The sequence below is a fragment of the Bradyrhizobium sp. USDA 3256 genome (assembly GCF_054058275.1).
Window position 1 is genome coordinate 2367488 of record NZ_JBSSAE010000002.1, and the last position, 17984, is coordinate 2385471.

Annotated in this window: 17 protein-coding genes; 12 read left to right on the top strand and 5 right to left on the bottom strand. The window is 62.7% G+C overall.

What is annotated here, in order from left to right; all coding sequences use genetic code 11:
- Positions 1 to 576: 576 nt before the first annotated feature.
- Complete coding sequence (locus tag ACVWY5_RS12605; RefSeq protein WP_028334135.1) at positions 577 to 1656, top strand: AI-2E family transporter; 1080 nt, start codon at positions 577 to 579, stop codon at positions 1654 to 1656.
- The gene (locus ACVWY5_RS12610; RefSeq protein ID WP_028334136.1) at positions 1656 to 2093 is read left to right on the top strand and encodes a potassium channel family protein; all 438 of its coding nucleotides are present in this window, start codon (positions 1656 to 1658) and stop codon (positions 2091 to 2093) included. Before ACVWY5_RS12605 ends, ACVWY5_RS12610 begins: the two co-directional genes overlap by 1 nt.
- A gap of 6 nt (positions 2094 to 2099) precedes the next feature.
- On the opposite strand, the gene ACVWY5_RS12615 is transcribed toward ACVWY5_RS12610, so the two are convergent.
- A complete protein-coding gene (locus ACVWY5_RS12615; protein ID WP_028334137.1) occupies positions 2100 to 2768 on the bottom strand; it encodes a helix-turn-helix domain-containing protein in 669 nt (222 codons plus the stop codon).
- Between the two features lie 418 nt (positions 2769 to 3186).
- Between ACVWY5_RS12615 and ACVWY5_RS12620 the strand changes: the two genes are divergently transcribed.
- From ACVWY5_RS12620 to ACVWY5_RS12630, 3 genes are all read left to right on the top strand, one after another.
- Positions 3187 to 4863, top strand: a complete 1677-nt coding sequence (locus ACVWY5_RS12620; protein WP_456671672.1) for a sensor histidine kinase — start codon at positions 3187 to 3189, stop codon at positions 4861 to 4863.
- A 118-nt stretch (positions 4864 to 4981) separates the two neighbouring features.
- A complete protein-coding gene (locus ACVWY5_RS12625) occupies positions 4982 to 5614 on the top strand; it encodes a response regulator transcription factor (RefSeq protein WP_028334139.1) in 633 nt (210 codons plus the stop codon).
- Between the two features lie 154 nt (positions 5615 to 5768).
- A complete protein-coding gene (locus tag ACVWY5_RS12630; protein ID WP_428841139.1) occupies positions 5769 to 6158 on the top strand; it encodes a response regulator transcription factor in 390 nt (129 codons plus the stop codon).
- A gap of 16 nt (positions 6159 to 6174) precedes the next feature.
- Here ACVWY5_RS12630 and ACVWY5_RS12635 read toward each other — a convergent pair whose 3' ends face one another.
- A complete protein-coding gene (locus ACVWY5_RS12635; protein ID WP_028334141.1) occupies positions 6175 to 6753 on the bottom strand; it encodes an invasion associated locus B family protein in 579 nt (192 codons plus the stop codon).
- Positions 6754 to 6780: 27 nt separating this feature from the next.
- The gene (locus ACVWY5_RS12640) at positions 6781 to 7668 is read right to left on the bottom strand and encodes a dienelactone hydrolase family protein (protein WP_028334142.1); all 888 of its coding nucleotides are present in this window, start codon (positions 7666 to 7668) and stop codon (positions 6781 to 6783) included.
- Positions 7669 to 7844: 176 nt separating this feature from the next.
- On the opposite strand from ACVWY5_RS12640, the gene ACVWY5_RS12645 reads away from it, so the two are divergent.
- The 3 genes from ACVWY5_RS12645 to ACVWY5_RS12655 all read left to right on the top strand — a co-directional run bounded on the left by ACVWY5_RS12645 (position 7845) and on the right by ACVWY5_RS12655 (position 12995).
- Positions 7845 to 9539 carry a SulP family inorganic anion transporter gene (locus ACVWY5_RS12645; protein WP_028334143.1) on the top strand — a complete coding sequence of 565 codons (1695 nt, stop codon included), beginning with the start codon at positions 7845 to 7847 and terminating at the stop codon, positions 9537 to 9539.
- 179 nt (positions 9540 to 9718) lie between these two features.
- On the top strand, positions 9719 to 12469 hold the full coding sequence (locus ACVWY5_RS12650) for an aminotransferase class I/II-fold pyridoxal phosphate-dependent enzyme (protein WP_028334144.1): 2751 nt from the start codon (positions 9719 to 9721) through the stop codon (positions 12467 to 12469).
- Positions 12470 to 12560: 91 nt separating this feature from the next.
- Entirely contained in the window at positions 12561 to 12995 is a 435-nt protein-coding gene (locus tag ACVWY5_RS12655; protein ID WP_028334145.1) for a hypothetical protein, read from the top strand.
- 41 nt (positions 12996 to 13036) lie between these two features.
- Here ACVWY5_RS12655 and ppk2 read toward each other — a convergent pair whose 3' ends face one another.
- Positions 13037 to 13837, bottom strand: a complete 801-nt coding sequence (gene ppk2 / locus ACVWY5_RS12660) for a polyphosphate kinase 2 (RefSeq protein ID WP_028334146.1) — start codon at positions 13835 to 13837, stop codon at positions 13037 to 13039.
- A gap of 22 nt (positions 13838 to 13859) precedes the next feature.
- The gene (locus tag ACVWY5_RS12665) at positions 13860 to 14315 is read right to left on the bottom strand and encodes a hypothetical protein (RefSeq protein ID WP_028334147.1); all 456 of its coding nucleotides are present in this window, start codon (positions 14313 to 14315) and stop codon (positions 13860 to 13862) included.
- A 156-nt stretch (positions 14316 to 14471) separates the two neighbouring features.
- On the opposite strand from ACVWY5_RS12665, the gene ACVWY5_RS12670 reads away from it, so the two are divergent.
- The 4 genes from ACVWY5_RS12670 to ACVWY5_RS12685 all read left to right on the top strand — a co-directional run bounded on the left by ACVWY5_RS12670 (position 14472) and on the right by ACVWY5_RS12685 (position 17983).
- Positions 14472 to 14909 (top strand): hypothetical protein, encoded by a 438-nt coding sequence (locus ACVWY5_RS12670; protein ID WP_028334148.1) that lies wholly within the window; start codon positions 14472 to 14474, stop codon positions 14907 to 14909.
- Positions 14902 to 16134, top strand: a complete 1233-nt coding sequence (locus tag ACVWY5_RS12675) for an HlyD family secretion protein (protein ID WP_028334149.1) — start codon at positions 14902 to 14904, stop codon at positions 16132 to 16134. The genes ACVWY5_RS12670 and ACVWY5_RS12675 overlap by 8 nt, the downstream gene beginning before the upstream one ends.
- A 24-nt stretch (positions 16135 to 16158) precedes the next feature.
- Positions 16159 to 16572, top strand: coding sequence for a hypothetical protein (locus ACVWY5_RS12680; RefSeq protein WP_244978539.1), 414 nt, complete (start codon positions 16159 to 16161; stop codon positions 16570 to 16572).
- 100 nt (positions 16573 to 16672) lie between these two features.
- Entirely contained in the window at positions 16673 to 17983 is a 1311-nt protein-coding gene (locus ACVWY5_RS12685) for a TAXI family TRAP transporter solute-binding subunit (protein ID WP_321176798.1), read from the top strand.
- The last annotated feature ends 1 nt before the right edge of the window (position 17984 follow it).

Here is a 17984-nt window from a genome sequence, read left to right on the forward strand (position 1 = left end):
AGCCCCAGCCGCCCGCCGCGCCAGCCGCCCCAGCGCACCTGATGGGCGGTGTTGCTCTCGACCATGCCCTTCATGGCCGCGACATTGGTCGGCAGCGGGGCCGCCTGGCTCGCGCCAATGCCGACCATGCTCGCAAGCAGGATCAAGGCCGGCAGGGTCTTGGTGTTCGTCATGACGTCCTCCACATCGGGGTGACACAGGCAGTCGCGATCGAAAGACAGCCAAATCGAGAGCGGCTTTCCGATCCATGAGCAGGCGGAGCCTGTCAGCCGCGGCCGGCCCGAAGCTTGATTTGAATCAAAGTGGCAAGAGGGCGGTGCGGACGATTGATCCTCCACCTGGGACAATTGCCGCGGATAGGCAGGCCGCCGCCCGATGGGGCGCGATCGCGCTCGTGATCCCGACCGCGAACGCATCCGGGCGAAGTCGGAGCGGCCCCTGATTCCTGCCCCCGAACCGGGCCGCTACTTCGGTGAAAGTCCGGACGCGTCACGCTTGATCTGAATCAAGCCGTGCGCAGCAAGGCGATGGCATCGCTTCCCGCGTAGCTGCTGATGCTCGATCGAAAGCACGCTCTTGAAAACCCTTCGCCAACTCGTGACCGGAGATGAGTTCATCCAGCTCGCAATTCGCCTCGGATTGCTGGCGCTGTTGATCTACTGGTCGTTCGTCCTGGTCAGCCCGTTCGTGCCGATCCTGGCCTGGAGCGTGGTGCTCGCGGTCGCGCTCTATCCCGTCTTCACCTGGCTCGCAGCAATGCTCGGCGGCCATGCCGGCATCGCGGCGCTCGTGCTGACCTTGATCTCTCTGGGAGTCGTCATCGGGCCGGCGACCTGGCTCGGAATCGGAGCGGTGGAGGGGGTGAGGGAGCTCGCCGAACAACTCGGCGCCGGCCACGTTGTCGTGCCGTCGCCGCCGGCCGAGATCAAGGATTGGCCGCTGATCGGCGGCCCACTCCATGAAATCTGGGATCGGGCGTCGACAAATCTGCGTGCCGTGCTGCGCGAGGTCGTGCCGCAACTGAAGCCGTTGGCCGGGACCCTGTTTGCATTTGCCAGCGATGCCGGGATCGGGATGCTGAAGTTTCTGCTGGCGGTCGTCGTGGCAGGGTTTCTGTTTCCCTATGGCTTGCAGCTTGCAGCGGCGTGCCGGAGCTTTCTGTCCCGCATCGTGCCGGAGCAGAGCGAGCACTTCCTCGATCTTGCAGGTGCGACCATCCGGGCGGTGTCCCGCGGGGTCATTGGCGTCGCCGTCCTGCAATCGCTGCTGGCCGGCATTGGCTTCAAGCTGGCGGGGATTCCGAGTGCGGGGCTGCTGGCGTTTGTCGTGATGCTGCTCGCGATCGTGCAGATCGGAGCGGCAATCGTGCTGTTTCCGGTCATCATCTGGCTTTGGTCGGCCAAGGATTTCACGACCGCACTCGCCCTCACGTTCTTCTTCCTGGTCGTCGGCGTCCTCGACAATGTGCTGAAGCCGCTGGTGATGGGGCGGGGCTTGACCACGCCGGCGCTCGTCATCTTTGTCGGCGTGATCGGCGGCACGCTTGCCCACGGCATCGTGGGCCTGTTCATCGGCCCAATCATTCTCGCGGTCGCCTGGGAATTGATCACGGCATGGATCCGGGACGACCGCGCCCGGCTGGCGGGAGAGCGATAATGCTGCTTCAGCTCCTCGTGGGATCGGCGGTGAGCGCGATCAACATCGCGATCCATTCGCTGTGGACGGTCGCGGCCATCGGGTTGCTTCGCAACATTGCCTTGAGCGCGGCCGGCCGGGCGGGGCTACAGCTCAGCGGCGTGATGGTCGCAACCGCGCTTGCGCTGATGCTGGCTCACACGCTCGAGATCGTGGTGTGGAGCCTGGCCTATTGGGTGCTCGGCGCCGCGCCCGCCGGCAGCGATCTGCTGTATTTCGCCTTCGTGAACTACACCACGCTCGGCTATGGCGACGTCATCCCGGTCAAGCAGTGGCTGTTGATCGGACCGATGGCGGCCATGAACGGCATTCTCATGTTCGGGTGGTCGACCGCGGTCTTGTTCGAAGTGTTGCAAAAGACCATCGAGCGCCAGGATGCGCTGACGAAATCCCCCTGACGTCGGCTAGTTGTCCAGCCTGGACAGCTGGTCGCGGTCGACCAGCATGATCTCGCGCTGGTTCGAGCCAAGAAAGTTGAGCGCGCCGTAGGCGTGCAGCTTGGATAGCGCACGTGACACGGTTTCGAGCGTCAGTCCGAGATAGTCGGCAATATCACGCCGGCACATCGGCAAGGCGACGACGCCGACTCCGGTCAGCCGGCGATCCATTTCGAGCAGAAACGCGGCAACCCGCTCCAGCGCGGTCTTGCGGCCGAGCAGCAGCATGTGCTCCTCGGCGTGCCGCAGGTTGCTGGTCGTCATGACCAGCAGGTTGCGAGCCAGGGCGAAATCGGAATCGGCCACGCGTTCGAGGCTGGTCCGCCTGATCAGGTGTACGTTGGTGTCGACGATGGCTTCCGCGGTAAAGCGATGGGTTTCGGCATTCTCGAGGCCGAAAATATCCCCGACGAGGTGAAAGGCACCGATCTGGCGGCGTCCGTCGGAGAGTAGCTTGTAGCTGCGGACCGCCCCTGAAACGACCTGGTAGACGTACTCGGCCGGCTCCTTCTCCCCGTAGATCTCGGTGCCTTTCCTGTAGTGGAATTCGCTGGTGATGCAGTTGGCGTGCCGGGCGGTCACCCCACCGAGGATGCTCGGCACATTGGCGGGTCTGGCATTGACGCGAGCGAACATGGACTAACTCTCTTGGGTTACGACTGATGCAGCGTCCGGGGCGGCTCGAAATGCGTATCCGCGCGCAATGACTACGACAGGGCCCGGCCAGTCTCTATTGGTCTTGAGGTCATTGTCCTAAAGGACAGGGTGCGTGAAATGCGGCAATTTGTTCGTAAATTGGTGCGCACAGTCTTAGATTACTTTTCAATTTTCTCGGCGACAACCGGGTGCTAGGTTTTGAACCTGTTGGTCTCCGGCTCCGAACGTTATGAGCAGTGCAATTCGGCTCTCTGGACTGATCATCCTGCTGGCTGCTTTGTTGGCACCGGCTGATCTCCGGGCGCAACAAACACGCCCGCATTCCATGCTGGTGCTGGACCAGTCTGATCGACGCGGCCCCTTCTACTACCAGGTGTTCGTTGGCTTAAGGGATGCGGTGAGCGCTCACGGGCACGCGCCGACCACCGTCTACACCGAAAGCCTCGATCTCAATCGCTTCGGCGGCGAGGCCTATCAGGAGGATTTCCGGCGATTCCTCGAGGCGAAATATCGCAATCGGCCGATCGGCGTGGTGGTCACTATTGGCGCGGCTGCGCTTGAGCTTGCGCTCCGCTGGCGCCCGCAGCTCTGGCCCGACACGCCAATCGTGTTTTCGCTGGTCGAAGAGGCCGATTTCAAGCGATTGCAGCCGCCGGCCTATGTTACCGGCGGCATCGTGAACTTGAAACTCAAGGATGCCGTCACGGCTGCCCGCGCCGTGGTGCCGGAGCTCAAGACCGTCGTGCTCGTTGGCGCGGACTGGGAGCGGCAGGTTCTGTTTCGCAATTGGAATGACCAGGCGGCGGCCGGCATTCCGGGCCTCGACATCATCGAGATCATTGGACGTCCGATGCCGGAGATCGTTGAGCGGGTCGCAGCGCTTCCCGACCACAGTGCGATCATCTACACCGGCCTCTATAGCGACGGCAAAGGCAACTACTATCCGCCCTCGGATGCGCTCTCTTTTCTCGCAGCGAAGGCAAATCGTCCCATCGTGGTTGCGGCGGAGACGTTCCTCGAACCGGGCGGCATCGGCGGATTTGTTATCGTCCCATCCCTGATCGGTGCCGAGGCTGCAGGCAGGGCGCTGCGCATTCTGGATGGCGAGACGCCGGAAAGCCTCCCACCGTCGGTCATCGACGTGGTGAAGCCGATCTTCAACTGGCGGCAGATGCAGCATTGGAACGTCAGCGAAGCCAGTCTGCCAAAAGGCAGCGAAGTTCATTTTCGTGAACCGTCCTTCCTGGAAAAATACCGCTGGCGGGCCGTTGCGCTGGCAATGGCGCTGCTGGTTCAAACCGCCCTGATTGCGTTCCTGCTCCACGAGCGTCACATGCGGCGGAGTGCCGAGGTCGAAGCCCGCAGTCGCCTGTCCGAGCTCGCCCATATCAATCGACAGGCCACTGCCGGTGAGCTCTCGTCCTCGATCGCCCATGAGCTCAACCAGCCGCTGGGGTCGATCCTGACCAATGCCGAGAGCGCGGAGTTGATCCTCGCTTCGCCGACGCCCGACCTTCAAGAGGTGCGGGAAATCATTTCGGACATCAAGCGCGATGATCTGCGTGCAAGCGAGGTGATCCGCAGGATGCGCAGCCTGCTCAAGCGTGCGCCGTTTGAGAAGAAGGAGATCGACCTCAACCAGACCATGCGGGAAGCATTCGATTTCCTCAAGCTGCAGGCCTCGACACGCAACGTCGCGATCTACCTGCAGACCTCGCCGCAGACCTTGCGGGTGAAGGGCGACCCGGTGCAGTTGCAGCAGGTCATTCTCAACCTCGTGGTCAATAGCATGGACGCGATGGCCAAAATGCCCTACGGGCGCACCATCATCGGCCGTACGGAGGTCAATGGGGACGCGTCGGCGGTGATTTCCATCTGCGATTCCGGTCCGGGAATTCCGCAGGACAGGCTGAACGACATTTTCGATCCGTTCTTCACCACAAAGGAGCAGGGCATGGGCATCGGCCTGTCCATCGCACGGACGATCGTTCTGGCGCATAGCGGCCAGCTCTGGGCCGAGAATCAGTCCGGAGGAGGGGCGGTATTCCACCTTTCGCTGCCGCTGGCCGCGTAGCGCGTTTGGGTCTTGTTTGCCTGATTGCAAGGTTCGATTTACGACGAACGCAGCATTTTCAGATCGCCGCTGATGGACATTCTACAGGTAGCGGCGATCATCCGGCGATGGAGCAGCAATGCACGCTTACGTGCACATAGTCGACGACGACGCCTCGTTTCGCGCAGCGCTCGAGCGCCGGCTCAAGCTCGCAGGCTATCGCGTCGTCACCTACGCGTCGGCCCGGGAATTGCTCGATCAATTGCCTGACGACGAAGGGGCCGGCTGTATCCTGCTGGACGTACGCATTCCCGGAATGAGTGGTCCCGAGCTGCAGGGGCGCCTCAACGAGCTGGGATCGACGCTCCCGATCGTATTCCTGACCGGACATGCCGACACCGCGACCACCGTCCAGGCGATCAAGGCAGGTGCCGAAGATTTTTTGACCAAGCCGATCGCGTCGGAACAGCTGATCGAGGCGATCAATCGCGCCCTTGCGCGGCACGAACTGGCCCGTGGCCGGCGAACCAGGCTCGATTCGCTGCGCGCGCTGCTGGCGAAGTTGACCCCGCGCGAGCGGCAGGTGTTCGATCTGATTGTGTGCGGGCGGATCAACAAGCAGATTGCTCACGAGCTTGGCACGACCGAACGCACGATCAAGGCGCATCGTCACCAGGTCATGGAGAAGATGGAGGTGCAGTCGCTTGCCGAGCTGGTTTCGATCGCGGAGCAGCTCGGCACGCGCGCGTCCGGTGGCGAGGTCAAGGCTTGATCTGCCGGGCAGCTCTGCTCCTCCTGTCCCATGGTACAATATGAAAGCTCTGTGACGCAGCGTATCTCCGATCTTGGCCGCGAGAATATTGCGCGCCGGTAGCCGCTTGACGTGCCCTTTATCCACACGCGGGCCAAGGTCATTCAGCGATAGAGTGAGGCTTCAGGATTTGCCGACCGCGAAACTCGTTTTCGTCGTGGATGATAATCCCTCCATGCTCCGTGGAATCGGACGGCTTCTACGGCAGTGTGGATTTGCATCCAGGTTATTCGAGACCGGAAGCGCGTTACTGAGACATGGCAGCTTTGACAGCGCGGTTTGCCTGATATTGGACATCAATCTCAGCGATGGGTCCGGGATCGAGCTGCGGCACCGCCTGGCGGATCAGGGCATCGAAATCCCCGTCATCTACATCACCGGAAATGACAATCCGGCGACGCGAATGGCGGCAATGGCATCGGGATGCGTGGCCTATCTGACCAAGCCCTTCACCGCCAATTCGCTGATCCAGCCGATTGAACGGCTGTTGGCCGGCGTGGTCTAGCGGCTGCCGGTCTCAATCATTCATCGATGACCTGATCGAGTGTCAGCGCGGGCGCGCCCTTGCGCACGCTTGCAAAGCGGTCGAGCGGCACCGATGTCGTCATCGTCAGAATGCTGGTGTCGACGACCTCGATCGAGAGCGTCTTTCCGCCATCCATGTCCTCGAGGAGCTTGGGATCGGCGACATCCGCCGCGATGCACATGTTGGTCGCGCACCAGGTATAGGGCAGGCGATACACTTGCTTCTGGTCGACCGATAGCTTGACGCCGGCCTGCAGATACATCCCGACCGGCAGGAATAGCTGGACGCGGCTGCTGCCGTCCTCTCGCTCGATCAGATCGAGGCGAACGGCCGTCTGCCCGGTTCCGAAGGTGCCCGTGATCGTCGTCCGGCATAGTGTCTTGGCGCCGGCGGCATTGAAGCAGAGCTTCTTCCACTCGCCATACTTGATGTCTCGCGCCGCGCGCGCGCCCCGCGGGGCCACCTCGCCACCGTCTTTCGCCGCAGCCGGTGGTGAGGGCGTCTGTTGACCGTGGGCAGCACTGATGCCGGCCGCAAACAGCGCCAACTTCGCCAAGGCACCATATCGGACCATGGATGCTCCTCCAGCGGGAACGGCCGCCTAGCGAACCTTGTCGAGAAATCGTTCGACCAGGGGCGACCACGTGGGAATGGAATCGGGTGAGCCGATCAGGAAATGCCCTTCGTCGCCGAACGGCGGCAAAAGATGGTACTCGGCACGACCGCCGGCGCGCGTGAAGGCCTCGTGCATTCGCTTCGACAGGGCCGGGCCGAAGAATGTGTCGTTCTCAATGTAGAACCACAGCATCGGCACCCGCGACGTATGGCCGAACATGCCGGTGGCCTCGACCAGTCTGTCGGGGCCGCAATTGTTGTTGGGTTTGCCGTCGACACGGCCGCCGCGGCCTGCCGCGAAGGTGATGATGGCCTTGACCTGCGGCGGGTTGAGGCTCGACAGCGCGATCGCAGCCCAGCCGCCGGCCGACTGTCCGACGACGATGACGTCCTTCGGCAAGGTGCGCTTTTCGGCGGCCATGTAATCAATGATCCAGAGATCGACCTGCGCGACGGCGAGGCCCGCATCGAGGAAATTCGGATTGGTGCATTTGCCGATCTTGGAGAAGAACGGGCCATAAAGACCGCGTTCGGGAATATCGATGGCCGCCGCGCCATAGCCGGTCCCGACCGGTGCCACCACGAGATAGCCGCGCCGTGCAAACCACATTGCGGCATCGCGAAATTCGACCAGCGGGAAGAAGCTGCGATCCCTGGCGTTCAGTGACACGCCGTGGTTCATGATGACCAGTGGGAAAGGGCCATCGCCGAGTGGGCGGACCAGATAAGCGAACATTGGCAGCGGGGTTGGCAACGCCCAGATCTCTTCCTGGATGCGCTGGGATGTGTCTCGGTCCTCCGTGCGCGCCGGAGCGATCATGCCAAGCAACAGCAGCGCTGCGGTTGCGAAGGTCCGTAAGCGGTGCTGACGCATGCCATGCGCTCCGGCAGTCATCTGGCAAATCTGCAGGTCACGTCTGCAGGTCACGACGATCGAGCCGCGCAAGATCAGAAGCACATCGAGGACTGCGAGGCTTGATCTGAATCAACGCGCATCGGGCCCGCCGGCGCAACCACATGCGAACATTGTGGCGTCACACGGCGGGCTTGATGTCGATCCAGGCAGAGACGAGTTGGGTGCGCTGGTTTCCGCCGGCGAACTGGCTCGCCGACTACCGCGCATCCTGGCTTGGGGCGGACGCAATCGCCGGGGTCACGTTGGCGGCCTACGCGATTCCGGTGTCGCTGGCCTATGCGGGGCTCGCGGGTCTGCCGCCGCAGATCGGCGTCTATGGCTATCTGCTCGGCGGCGTGGGCTACGCCCTGCTGGGCTCGTCCCGGCAACTCGCGGTCGGGCCGACGTCGGCGATCTCGCTGATGATCGCCGGCGCCGTCGGCATACTGGCCGGCGGCGACGCCACGCGTTACGGGCAGATTGCCAGTCTCGTGGCCTTCAGCGTCGCAGTGCTCTGCCTGATTGCCTGGCTGTTCAAGCTCAGCGTGCTGGTGCGATTGATCAGCGACAGTATTCTGGTGGGCTTCAAGGCCGGAGCGGGTCTCACCATCATCATGAGCCAGCTGCCCAGCCTGTTCGGCGTCGCTGGAGGCGGTCACAACTTCTTCGACCGCGTGATCAAGCTTGCCGGCCAGCTGGGTGACACCAGGCCGCTGGTGCTCGGCGTCGGTCTGACTGCGACGGTGCTGCTCTTGCTTGGCGAGAAGAGACTGCCGGGAAAGCCCATTGGGTTGGTGGTGGTCGCGCTCTCGATCCTGATGGTCTCCGCGCTCGGGCTCGCGCAAATGGGACTGCCGGTGACCGGGCCGATCCCGACCGGGCTGCCAACGATGTCGTTACCGACATTTGGTCTGCTCGAATTTGACGATCTCTTTCCCATCGCTGCCGGATGCCTCGTGCTGGCCTATGTCGAAGGGGTGTCCGCCGCGCGAAGCTTTGCGGCAAAGCACGGCTATCCGCTGGATGTCAGGCAAGAGTTTCTGGGACTCGGCGCGGCCAATCTCGCCGCGGCCGTCGGGCATGGCTATCCCGTCGCCGGCGGGCTGTCGCAGTCGGCCGTGAATGACGCCGCCGGCGCACGCACGCCGCTGGCGCTGGTGTTCTGTTCGGCAACCCTCGCGCTCTGCCTGCTGTTCTTCACGGGCCTGCTGACCAATCTGCCGAAGACCGTGCTGGCCGCGATCGTTTTCTCAGCCGTCTACAAATTGGTCGATATTCCGGCGCTCGCCAGAATGTGGCGGATCAGCCGGATCGATTTCTATGCCGCTATCATCGCCCTGGTGTCCGTGCTGTTCCTCGGGATATTGCAGGGCGTGCTGCTGGCGGCCGTCGCCTCGATCTTCCTGCTGCTGTTGCGGGCGTCGCAGCCCAATATCGCGTTTCTGGGCCGTCAAGCCGGCAGCGGGCGCTATTCCGACCGGGCGCGACACGATGACGTCGAGCCCCTGACCGGGATCATCGCGTTCCGCCCGGAGACCTCGCTCCTTTACGTCAATGCCGAGACGATCTTCGAAACGGTGCTGGCGGCGCTTCGGATGTCGCCCGACGTCAAGCTGGTGGCTTGTGACCTATCGGCCTCGCCGTTCATCGACCTTGCGGGCTCGCGCATGCTGCACGACCTTCATCAGGAGCTCGCATCGCGCCAGATCACATTCTGCATCGTGGGCGCGCACGCGCAGTTGCGGGATCTGCTTCGGGCGGATGGTCTTGCCGACAAGACCGATAGCGGCGACTGGACGCGTACGCTCGACAGCGTATTGAGCAACAGGAAGCCGCAGGCAAGCGGCTAGCGTGCCGTACGGACCGCCGCGACATTCCAGCCTTGTTGCGTCGCAAGGCGTCGCGATCATGCGCGCTTGGGGGCTGTCTCAATCCAGCTTGCAGCTTGACTTGGATCAAAGGGCGCAGTGGGCCCCGTTTGTACGATTGGACAGAACCAGCGCTGAGATCACGAGATCAGGAGACACTCATGGCCAACGACGCGAAGCCGGCACAGCAGCGCATCGACCAGTTCTTCTCCGGGCCTGGCGGACGAGCCGACAATTGGCGCGATCTGGTTGAGGCGGCGAAGGTGTGGAACAGGGGCGGCAACCGCGCGGCGTATGACGCCGCGCTGACGGCGCTTGCGGTGACGGAGGAGTTTCACGGCTATCCGGGCCTTCGTTTGATGGCGGCGTTGAAGGAAGCCGCGGCGGCGGGCGACGCCGCCACCTCGCATGTGCTCGCGACGCGGATCGCCCAGGCACTTCAGACAAAATCCTTCCGCCAGCATGCAGGTGACTGGAGCACGCAGGACGAGGGCAATGGCGACGTTCCCGACCTGCTTCCGCCAACTCTGGGGCAATCGGCGGCGCGCCGTCCTTACTTCGAGACCCTGATCGTGACCGGGGTGCCAGCCAGCAACTGGCCGGGACTCCTGTCGGAGTGGCGCAAGCTGCGGCGTCCGGTCGACGCCTTCATCTATGAGCCCGTGGTCGTGGGCAACCTCGAGGACGCCTTCTGTGCGGCAATGCTGAACCCCAACATTGCGGCGGTGGTGATCAATGAAGGCTTTGCGCTGCGCTCGCGACACGATGCGCCGGTGCTTCGTGCCATGACCGGTGCCATGGGGCTCAACGAAGAGTCCGATGCGTCCGCGCTCCGGTTGGCCCATATCCTGAAGCGGGTGCGTCCCGAGCTTGATCTCTACCTCATGTCCAATCGCGACGTTGAGGAGCTGGCCGGCAATCCCGAAGCCGATGTGGTGCGCCGGGTATTCTACTCGGTCGAGGATATCCTCGAATTGCACCTTTCAATTCTGGAGGGCGTGCAGGACCGCTTCGACACGCCGTTCTTCGACAATCTGAAGAAATATGCGCAGCGGCCGATCGGTACCTTCCATGCGCTGCCGATCGCGCGCGGCAAGTCCGTGTTCAAGTCGGACTGGATCCGCGACATGGGCGAATTCTACGGTCTGAACCTGTTCCTTGCCGAGAGCAGTGCGACCACCGGCGGCCTCGACAGCATGCTGGAGCCGACCGGCAACATCAAGAAGGCGCAGGAGAAGGCCGCGCGCGCGCTCGGCGCCGACCGCGTCTACTTCGTGACCAACGGCACCTCGACATCCAACAAGATGGCGGTGCAGGCGCTGCTGGGTCCCGGCGACATCGCAATCGTCGACCGCAATTGCCACAAGTCGCACCACTACGGCATGGTGCTGGCGGGCGCGCAGCCGCTCTACGTCGAGGCATTCCCGATGACGGAATACTCGATGTATGGCGCGGTGCCGTTGCAGACGATCAAGCGGGCGCTTTTGAACGCGAAGGCGGACGGCCGGCTCGACCGGGTCAAGATGATCGACCTGACCAATTGCACCTTCGATGGCCACATCTACAACACGCGGCGCGTGATGGAGGAATGCCTCGCGATCAAGCCTGACCTGATCTTCCTCTGGGACGAGGCCTGGTTCGGCTTCGCGCGGTTTTCACCGTTCCTGAGGCGGCGAACCGCGATGGGCGCGGCGAACGAGATCGAAGCCTGGATGCGCGATCCGAAATCGGTCGCCGCCTATGAGAAACAGCAGGCCGAGCTCGGCAAGAACCCGTCGGACGAGGTGCTGCTCAAGACCAGGCTGATCCCCGATCCGCGCCAGATCCGGCTGCGCGTCTACCAGACCAACTCGACGCACAAGTCGATGTCGGCGATCCGCCAGGGCTCGATGCTGGCGGTCAAGGACATCGAATTCCATACCGTCGAAGCGCAGTTCAAGGAGGCCGTATTCACGCACGCCTCGACCAGCCCGAACCAGCAGCTGATCGCCAGCCTCGACGTCTCGCGCCGGCAGATGGAGCTCGAGGGCTATGGACTGGTGGCCAATGCGATGGAGATCGCGTTCGCCATCCGCAACGCGGTCAACACCAATCCGTTGATTTCGAGATATTTCCGCGTCCTCGGCGCGGATGCCATGGTGCCGAAGGAATATCGCCAAAGCGGGTTCACCGACTATCTGGCGGCCGGTACCAATTGGGCGAGCGCCCTGAGGAGCCTGAACGACGACGAGTTCTGTCTCGATCCGACCCGCATGACGCTGGTCTGCGGCACGGCCGGGTACGACGGAACGTCGTTCAAGGGGCTGCTCGCCAGCCGCTACAACATCCAGGTCAACAAGACCTCGCGCAACTCGGTCCTGATCCAGTCCAACATCAACAATACGCGGAGCGATGTCGCGCATCTTGTCCGGGTGCTGGCCGAAATCTCTGGCGAAATCGATCGCGGCCTGGCCAAGGGCGGCGCGAACGCCAGGGTCGACTTCGACATGCGGGTCAACAGCCTGATGAAGGACGTCCCCGACCTGCCCAACTTCTCGCATTTCCACGACGCCTATCGCAGCGATGCCGGCACGAAGACGAATGAGGGCGACATCCGCGGCGGGTTCTATTCGGCCTATGACGCTGCAGGATGCGAATATATTCGCCTGCACGATCCCGAGATCGACAGGCGCCTGAAGAACGGGCCCGATCTCGTCTCCGCCAACTTCGTGATTCCCTATCCGCCGGGCTTCCCGATCATGGTCCCTGGCCAGGTCATCACGCAGGAGACCATCGATTTCATGCGCAAGCTGGATGTGAAGGAGATCCATGGCTACGACGCGGCGGAGGGCCTGAAGCTCGTGACCACCGAGGCATTGGCCAGGATGGGCAAGCCGCGAGCGGCCGCGCCGAAGTTCAAGGCTGCATCATAAACGAGGGAGATTCCGCAAGGCGTCTTCGCATTCTTGCGGCGATGAGTCTTGCGCAACAAGGCGTAACGCAACCGGTTCCTGGAGGGACATGATGAGGAAAGTGAGTTTGATTGGAGCTCTTGCTATGCTGGCGATTGGATTGGCCGGCTTCAGCGCGCCGTCACTGGCTGAAACCGGCTCGGTCGCCGTCATCTTCACCAAGGGTGGATTCATCGTTGGTGTCGGAGGCGGCGAGGGCGTGTTGACGCTGCGCGGCAAGCACTATCCGTTCACGGTGTCGGGCATGAGCGTCGGCTTCACGATCGGCGCTTCGACCACCAAGCTGGTCGGGCGCGCCCTCAATCTCAGAGGGCCTGCCTCGATCGAAGGCTCCTACAGTGCCGCAGGCGCCGGTGGGGCGATCGCCGCGGGCGCCGGCGGCGTGCAACTGCAGAACGCCAATGGCGTGATCCTGCAGCTCAGCGGTCCGAAGGTGGGCGCCGAAGTCTCGGCCGCCGTGGGCGGGGTTTCCATCCGTTTGAAATAGGTCCGGAGAGGTCCAGGCCGCGCCCTTCGCGGCCTGGACCTCTAGTAGCGTTCCTCGACGAACTTCATTCCGCGCAGTCCGGCCTGATCATTGTAGCGCCCCTTGTTGGAGCGCTTGGGGAGCTTGACCTTGTCGCGCTTGACCCGTCCGTGAGGAATTGTCTTCAGCAGGAACGAGATGCAGTTCAGCCGCGCCCGCCGCTTGTCGTCGGAACGGATGACGTTCCAGGGCGCGTGCTCCGAGCTCGTCGCCTTGAACATCAGGTCGCGCGCACGGGAGTAATCGTACCAGCGGCGGTAGGATTCCGTGTCCATCGGGCTCAGCTTCCACTGCCGCATCGGATCGTCGATCCGGGCCCTGAAGCGGCGCTCCTGCTCATCCATCCCGACCTCGAGCCACAGCTTGATCAGGATGATGCCGCCCTCGATGATGTATTGCTCCATCTGCGGGCAGAGCGAGAGAAACCGCTTGTGCTCCGCCGGCGTGCAGAACCCCATCACATATTCGACGCCCGCGCGATTGTACCAGCTGCGATCGAAGATCACGATCTCGCCGGCCGCCGGAAACTGCTGCATGTAGCGCTGGATGAAAAGTTGAGACTTCTCACGATCCGAGGGCGCGGGCAGGGCGACTACGCGAAACACGCGCGGGCTGACCTTCTCGGTCAAGGCCTTGATCGTTCCGCCTTTGCCGGCCGCATCGCGTCCCTCGAACAAGATGATGACCCTGAGCTTGTTCGCCTGCACCCAATCCTGGAGCTGGCAGAGCTGGGCCTGCAGCTTCTGCAGCTCTTCCTCGTAGTCCTTGCGCTTCATCTTCCCAGTCGGCTTGTCTTTCGCCATGGATATCCGTCCATCGTTTCAACTAATCACCCCAGGCAATGACAATGCCGATGTCGCCGGGCATGCCGCCGGGGTAATCGACGATCTGATAGCGGATGCGGTAGCCGCGCGGCTGCAGGTAGTCAGCCCAAAGCTGATATATTTCCCTGGGGATACCCGTCAGCGTCTTCTCCCAGCCGGACTCCATCTGATTGATGGCTCGCCCCTTGTCGGTGCACAGCGTATTGGGGAAGCGATAGACCTGCACTTCGCTCAGCCCGTTGCGCACCGCCCGCTGAATCACCGTCGACGCCAGCTTGACCTTCTCGTCCTCGCTGAGTCCGGAGGGCTTGCTCAGCCGCTCGATCAACGCTCGCTTCTCGGCTTCGATAGCGGCCGCACGCTTGGCGTGCTCCTCGGCTTTCTCCGCTTCCTTCAGCGCTGCCTGCTTCTGGATCTCGTGCGCCTTCGGGATCAGGTCATCGATTTTGTCTCGCATGGCTGGGGACTCCTAAGCCCGATCTTCCACCTTGCCCCCGGAACGGTAGGGATGAGCCGACCGGCTTCCTTGATCCAGATCAAGCAAGCGCGATAGGATCGTCAGCAGTGTCAATCAAGATTCGCCTGCGGTGTTATTGCGACCGGGAGACTTGGCTTGAGCGAACAGATGCATCCGGCAGCCCCCCATCATCTGCCGTTTTTCATTCCCGGCGCCGATGGGTCGGACGCCCTGATGGTGGTGATGGGCATTTTCCTCGTAGCCACGGTCTTGTGGGTTGGCACTCTGTACTGGAAGCTGCACAGCCTGCCGGAGCGCATGGCGCACAAGAGCCAGAAACTTCAGTTTGAGATCGTCGCCGTCCTCGGGCTGATATCGCTTTTCACTCACATGCATATCTTCTGGGTCGCCGGCCTGTTGCTGGCACTCATCGATCTGCCGGATTTCGGCACGCCGATGCGCAGCATCGCCGATTCCGTCGAGCGCATAGCAGACGCCACGCCGGGCGCTGCCGAACCGGAAGCTGAATCCGTACCTGGCGGCGGTCCCGACGTCCGGACGCCCGCCAAGCAAGAGGTGCACAACCATGCTTGAGCTGATGATCTGCTCGCTGGTGACGATCCTGCCGGATTACCTCTACCGCCGCTATCGGCAAGGCAAGCGGTTCGGCAAGGAGATCACGTTCTTCTCTGTCTGGTACGAACTGAGATGGGGGATCACCGGCTGCCTGATGCTCACGATTTCGCTGATCACGATGATCTTCTACTTTCATCCTTCGACAACCTCCGCGGCGATCTACTTCAGGACCGTGCCGATCCTGCCCGAAGGCTCCGGTCGTGTCGTCGAGGTCAATGTCGACTTCACCGCGCCGGTGAAGAAGGGCGACGTTCTGTTCCGGCTCGACAGTTCGAAGCAGGAGGCCGCGCTCGAGACCGCCAAGCGAAAGATCGCCGAGGTCGATGCGTCGTTGATCGCGGCGCAGGCCGACGTCGTCAAGGCGGACGCTCAGATCGGGGAGGCGAAAGCCTCCTTGCAGCAGGCCAAGGACGAGCTGGAGGTGAAGAGCGAGTTGCAGCGCCGCAATCCCGGCATCGTGCCGCAACGTGACATCGAGAAGCTGCAGGTGCTGGTTGATCAGCGGCAGTCCGGCGTCGATGCCGCCAGCGCCGTCAAGGAATCGGCGACGTTGCGGGTCTCCACGCTGTTGCCGGCCGAGAAGGCGAGCGCCGAGGCCGCGCGGGCGCAGGCGCAAGTGGATCTCGACAAGACCTTCGTCCGTGCCGGCGTCAATGGCCGCGTCGAGCAATTCCTCGTTCGCCCCGGGGACCTCGTCGCCCAGATCATGCGGCCGGCCGGAATCCTGATACCGGACGAAGCGGGCCGCAACAAGTTGCAGGCGGGATTCGGGCAGATCGAGGCCCAGGTGATGAAGCCTGGCATGGTCGCGGAAGCCACCTGCATGTCGAAACCCTGGGTGATCATTCCGCTGGTCGTCACCAGCGTGCAGGATTTCATCGCCGCCGGCCAGTTTCGGGCCACCGAGCTGTTGATCGACCCGCAGAGCCTGCAAAAGCCAGGTTCGATCCTCGTGTTCCTGGAGCCGCTTTACAAGGGCGGCCTTGACGGCGTGACACCGGGCAGCAGTTGCATCGTCAATGCGTACACCAGCAACCATGACGAGATTTCCGATCCGAAAACCGGCACGTTGAAAGGCTTTGCCCTGCACGCCGTCGACGCGACTGCACTTGTTCATGCCTTGCTGCTTCGGATTCAAGCTCTGCTGCTGCCGATCAAGACGCTGGTGTTAAGCGGTCACTGACGGGCGCGAACGGGGAGACGGCATATGAAACCGAACTGCAAGTTTCGCGCAATCGTGGCGACGGGCATGATCTTCGGATTGCCGGGTTACGCGCACGCTTTCGATCTCACGGGTGCCTGGGCCACGAGCGCCGAGCAATGCCGAAAAGTGTTCGCCCACAAGGGCAGGGCGAACCAACTGACCTTCACGAACTTCTCAGGCGTCTATGGCGGCGGATTCATCGCCGAGCCCGATCGCCTCCGGAGCAAGTTCGAGAACTGCAAGATCAAATCGCGCAAGGACGACGGCCAGACCATCAACATCATCGTCGGCTGTGCGTCCGGAATCATGGTATCCAATGTGCAGTTCTTCCTTAAGGCCGTCGACGACGATACCATTACGCGCCAGTTCCCGGGCATCGATGGGATGGAGGTCAACTATCATCGTTGCAAGATCTAGCGTCCGGTCCCCGCACTGGCTCAGCGCCGCCGGACCGTTGTCAGCTGACGCCGGACCGATTGGGTAGCGCGCCGTGGATCCCAGCAGGTTGCCGAGGTCATTGCGCATCGCCCTGGTGGCCGGGCTTGTGCTTTTGGTTGGAGGCGGGAGCCTATTCGCCTATCGCTGGTACGAGCGGCCGACGACCCTGACGATCGCGGTTGGTTCGCTGGACGGCGAGGCCGGCAGACTGGTCTCGGCGATCGCAGGAAAGTTCGCCCAGTCGAAAGCGCCAGTCCGGCTCAGCCTGGTCCAGACGCCGGGACCGCTCGAGTCCGCCAAGGCATTCGCGTCCGGAAAGGTAGACCTCGCGGTCGTCCGTGGAGACGTCGGTGATCTCTCGCAGGCCCAGGCCGTTATCGTGTTGGCCCATGCCACCGTCCTGTTGGTCGCGCCGCCCGGCGCTGCGATATCTGACGTGGCGGAGTTGAAACGCGCCACGATCGGTGTGATTGGTGCCGAAGCCAATCAGAAGCTGATCAAGGTGCTGACCGACGAATACGATCTGACGCGCGCGGGCGTGACGTTCAAGCCGCTCGCCCCTGCGGACGCGCGCCGGGCGCTCGACACCAAGGAAGTACGAGCAATCCTGCTCGTCATTCCCTTGACCGAAAAGTACCTTGCGCTGCTGCGCAATGTCTTCGCGCGCACCACGCGAGCCGGCCCGGTGATGATCGCCATCGAGTCCGCCGGAGCCATCGCCGAGAAAGAGCGTGCCTATGAAAGCTTCGACGTACCCAAGGGAACCCTGCGCGGCTCGCCGCCCATTCCTGCTGATGACCTGACGACGCTGCAGACGTCGTTTTATCTGGTGGCACAGAAGAAGCTTGGGAATGACGTGATCAGCGACCTGACTCAGTCGATCATGAACGCGCGGCGACAGTTGCTCGCCGAACTGCCGGCGCTCTCCCAGATCGCCACGCCCGATACCGATGCAGGTGCCTACATTCCCGTGCATCCCGGGGCGGCAGCGGTCTATGAGGGGACCAGGGAGAGCTTTCTCGACCAATGGGGCAATGCGATCTTCCTGGCGCCGATGATTGCCGGAGGACTTGCATCGGTGCTCGCGGCGGCGTGGAAGTTTCTCCGCTCGAGCGAGACACCGAGCCGGAAGGAGGCGCTCGACACGCTTTATGCACTGGCAGGACGAATTCGGATGGCTAGCCGTGTGTCGGACCTCGAAGAGATCGAGCGCGAAATCGATCAGGTGCTGCGTACGCAGCGCGAGCAGCCGGTCGCGGATGACAAGGCCGAGCGTGCCGTTACGGCGGTGAACGTTGCCGCCCATCGGCTCGAGAACCTGATTCACGACCGCCGCATCCACCTTGCGTCGCGACAGCCGGGCCAGGCCGAAAGCCAAATCGAAAGCTGAG

Coding starts and splice junctions, on each gene's coding strand:
- ACVWY5_RS12665 (WP_028334147.1), bottom strand. CDS start 14,315: ATGCGAGACAAAATCGATGACCTGATCCCGAAGGCGCACGAGATCCAG.
- ACVWY5_RS12625 (WP_028334139.1), top strand. CDS start 4,982: ATGCACGCTTACGTGCACATAGTCGACGACGACGCCTCGTTTCGCGCA.
- ACVWY5_RS12610 (WP_028334136.1), top strand. CDS start 1,656: ATGCTGCTTCAGCTCCTCGTGGGATCGGCGGTGAGCGCGATCAACATC.
- ACVWY5_RS12675 (WP_028334149.1), top strand. CDS start 14,902: ATGCTTGAGCTGATGATCTGCTCGCTGGTGACGATCCTGCCGGATTAC.
- ACVWY5_RS12635 (WP_028334141.1), bottom strand. CDS start 6,753: ATGGTCCGATATGGTGCCTTGGCGAAGTTGGCGCTGTTTGCGGCCGGC.
- ACVWY5_RS12650 (WP_028334144.1), top strand. CDS start 9,719: ATGGCCAACGACGCGAAGCCGGCACAGCAGCGCATCGACCAGTTCTTC.
- ppk2 (WP_028334146.1), bottom strand. CDS start 13,837: ATGGCGAAAGACAAGCCGACTGGGAAGATGAAGCGCAAGGACTACGAG.
- ACVWY5_RS12645 (WP_028334143.1), top strand. CDS start 7,845: ATGTCGATCCAGGCAGAGACGAGTTGGGTGCGCTGGTTTCCGCCGGCG.
- ACVWY5_RS12615 (WP_028334137.1), bottom strand. CDS start 2,768: ATGTTCGCTCGCGTCAATGCCAGACCCGCCAATGTGCCGAGCATCCTC.
- ACVWY5_RS12680 (WP_244978539.1), top strand. CDS start 16,159: ATGAAACCGAACTGCAAGTTTCGCGCAATCGTGGCGACGGGCATGATC.
- ACVWY5_RS12655 (WP_028334145.1), top strand. CDS start 12,561: ATGAGGAAAGTGAGTTTGATTGGAGCTCTTGCTATGCTGGCGATTGGA.
- ACVWY5_RS12640 (WP_028334142.1), bottom strand. CDS start 7,668: ATGCGTCAGCACCGCTTACGGACCTTCGCAACCGCAGCGCTGCTGTTG.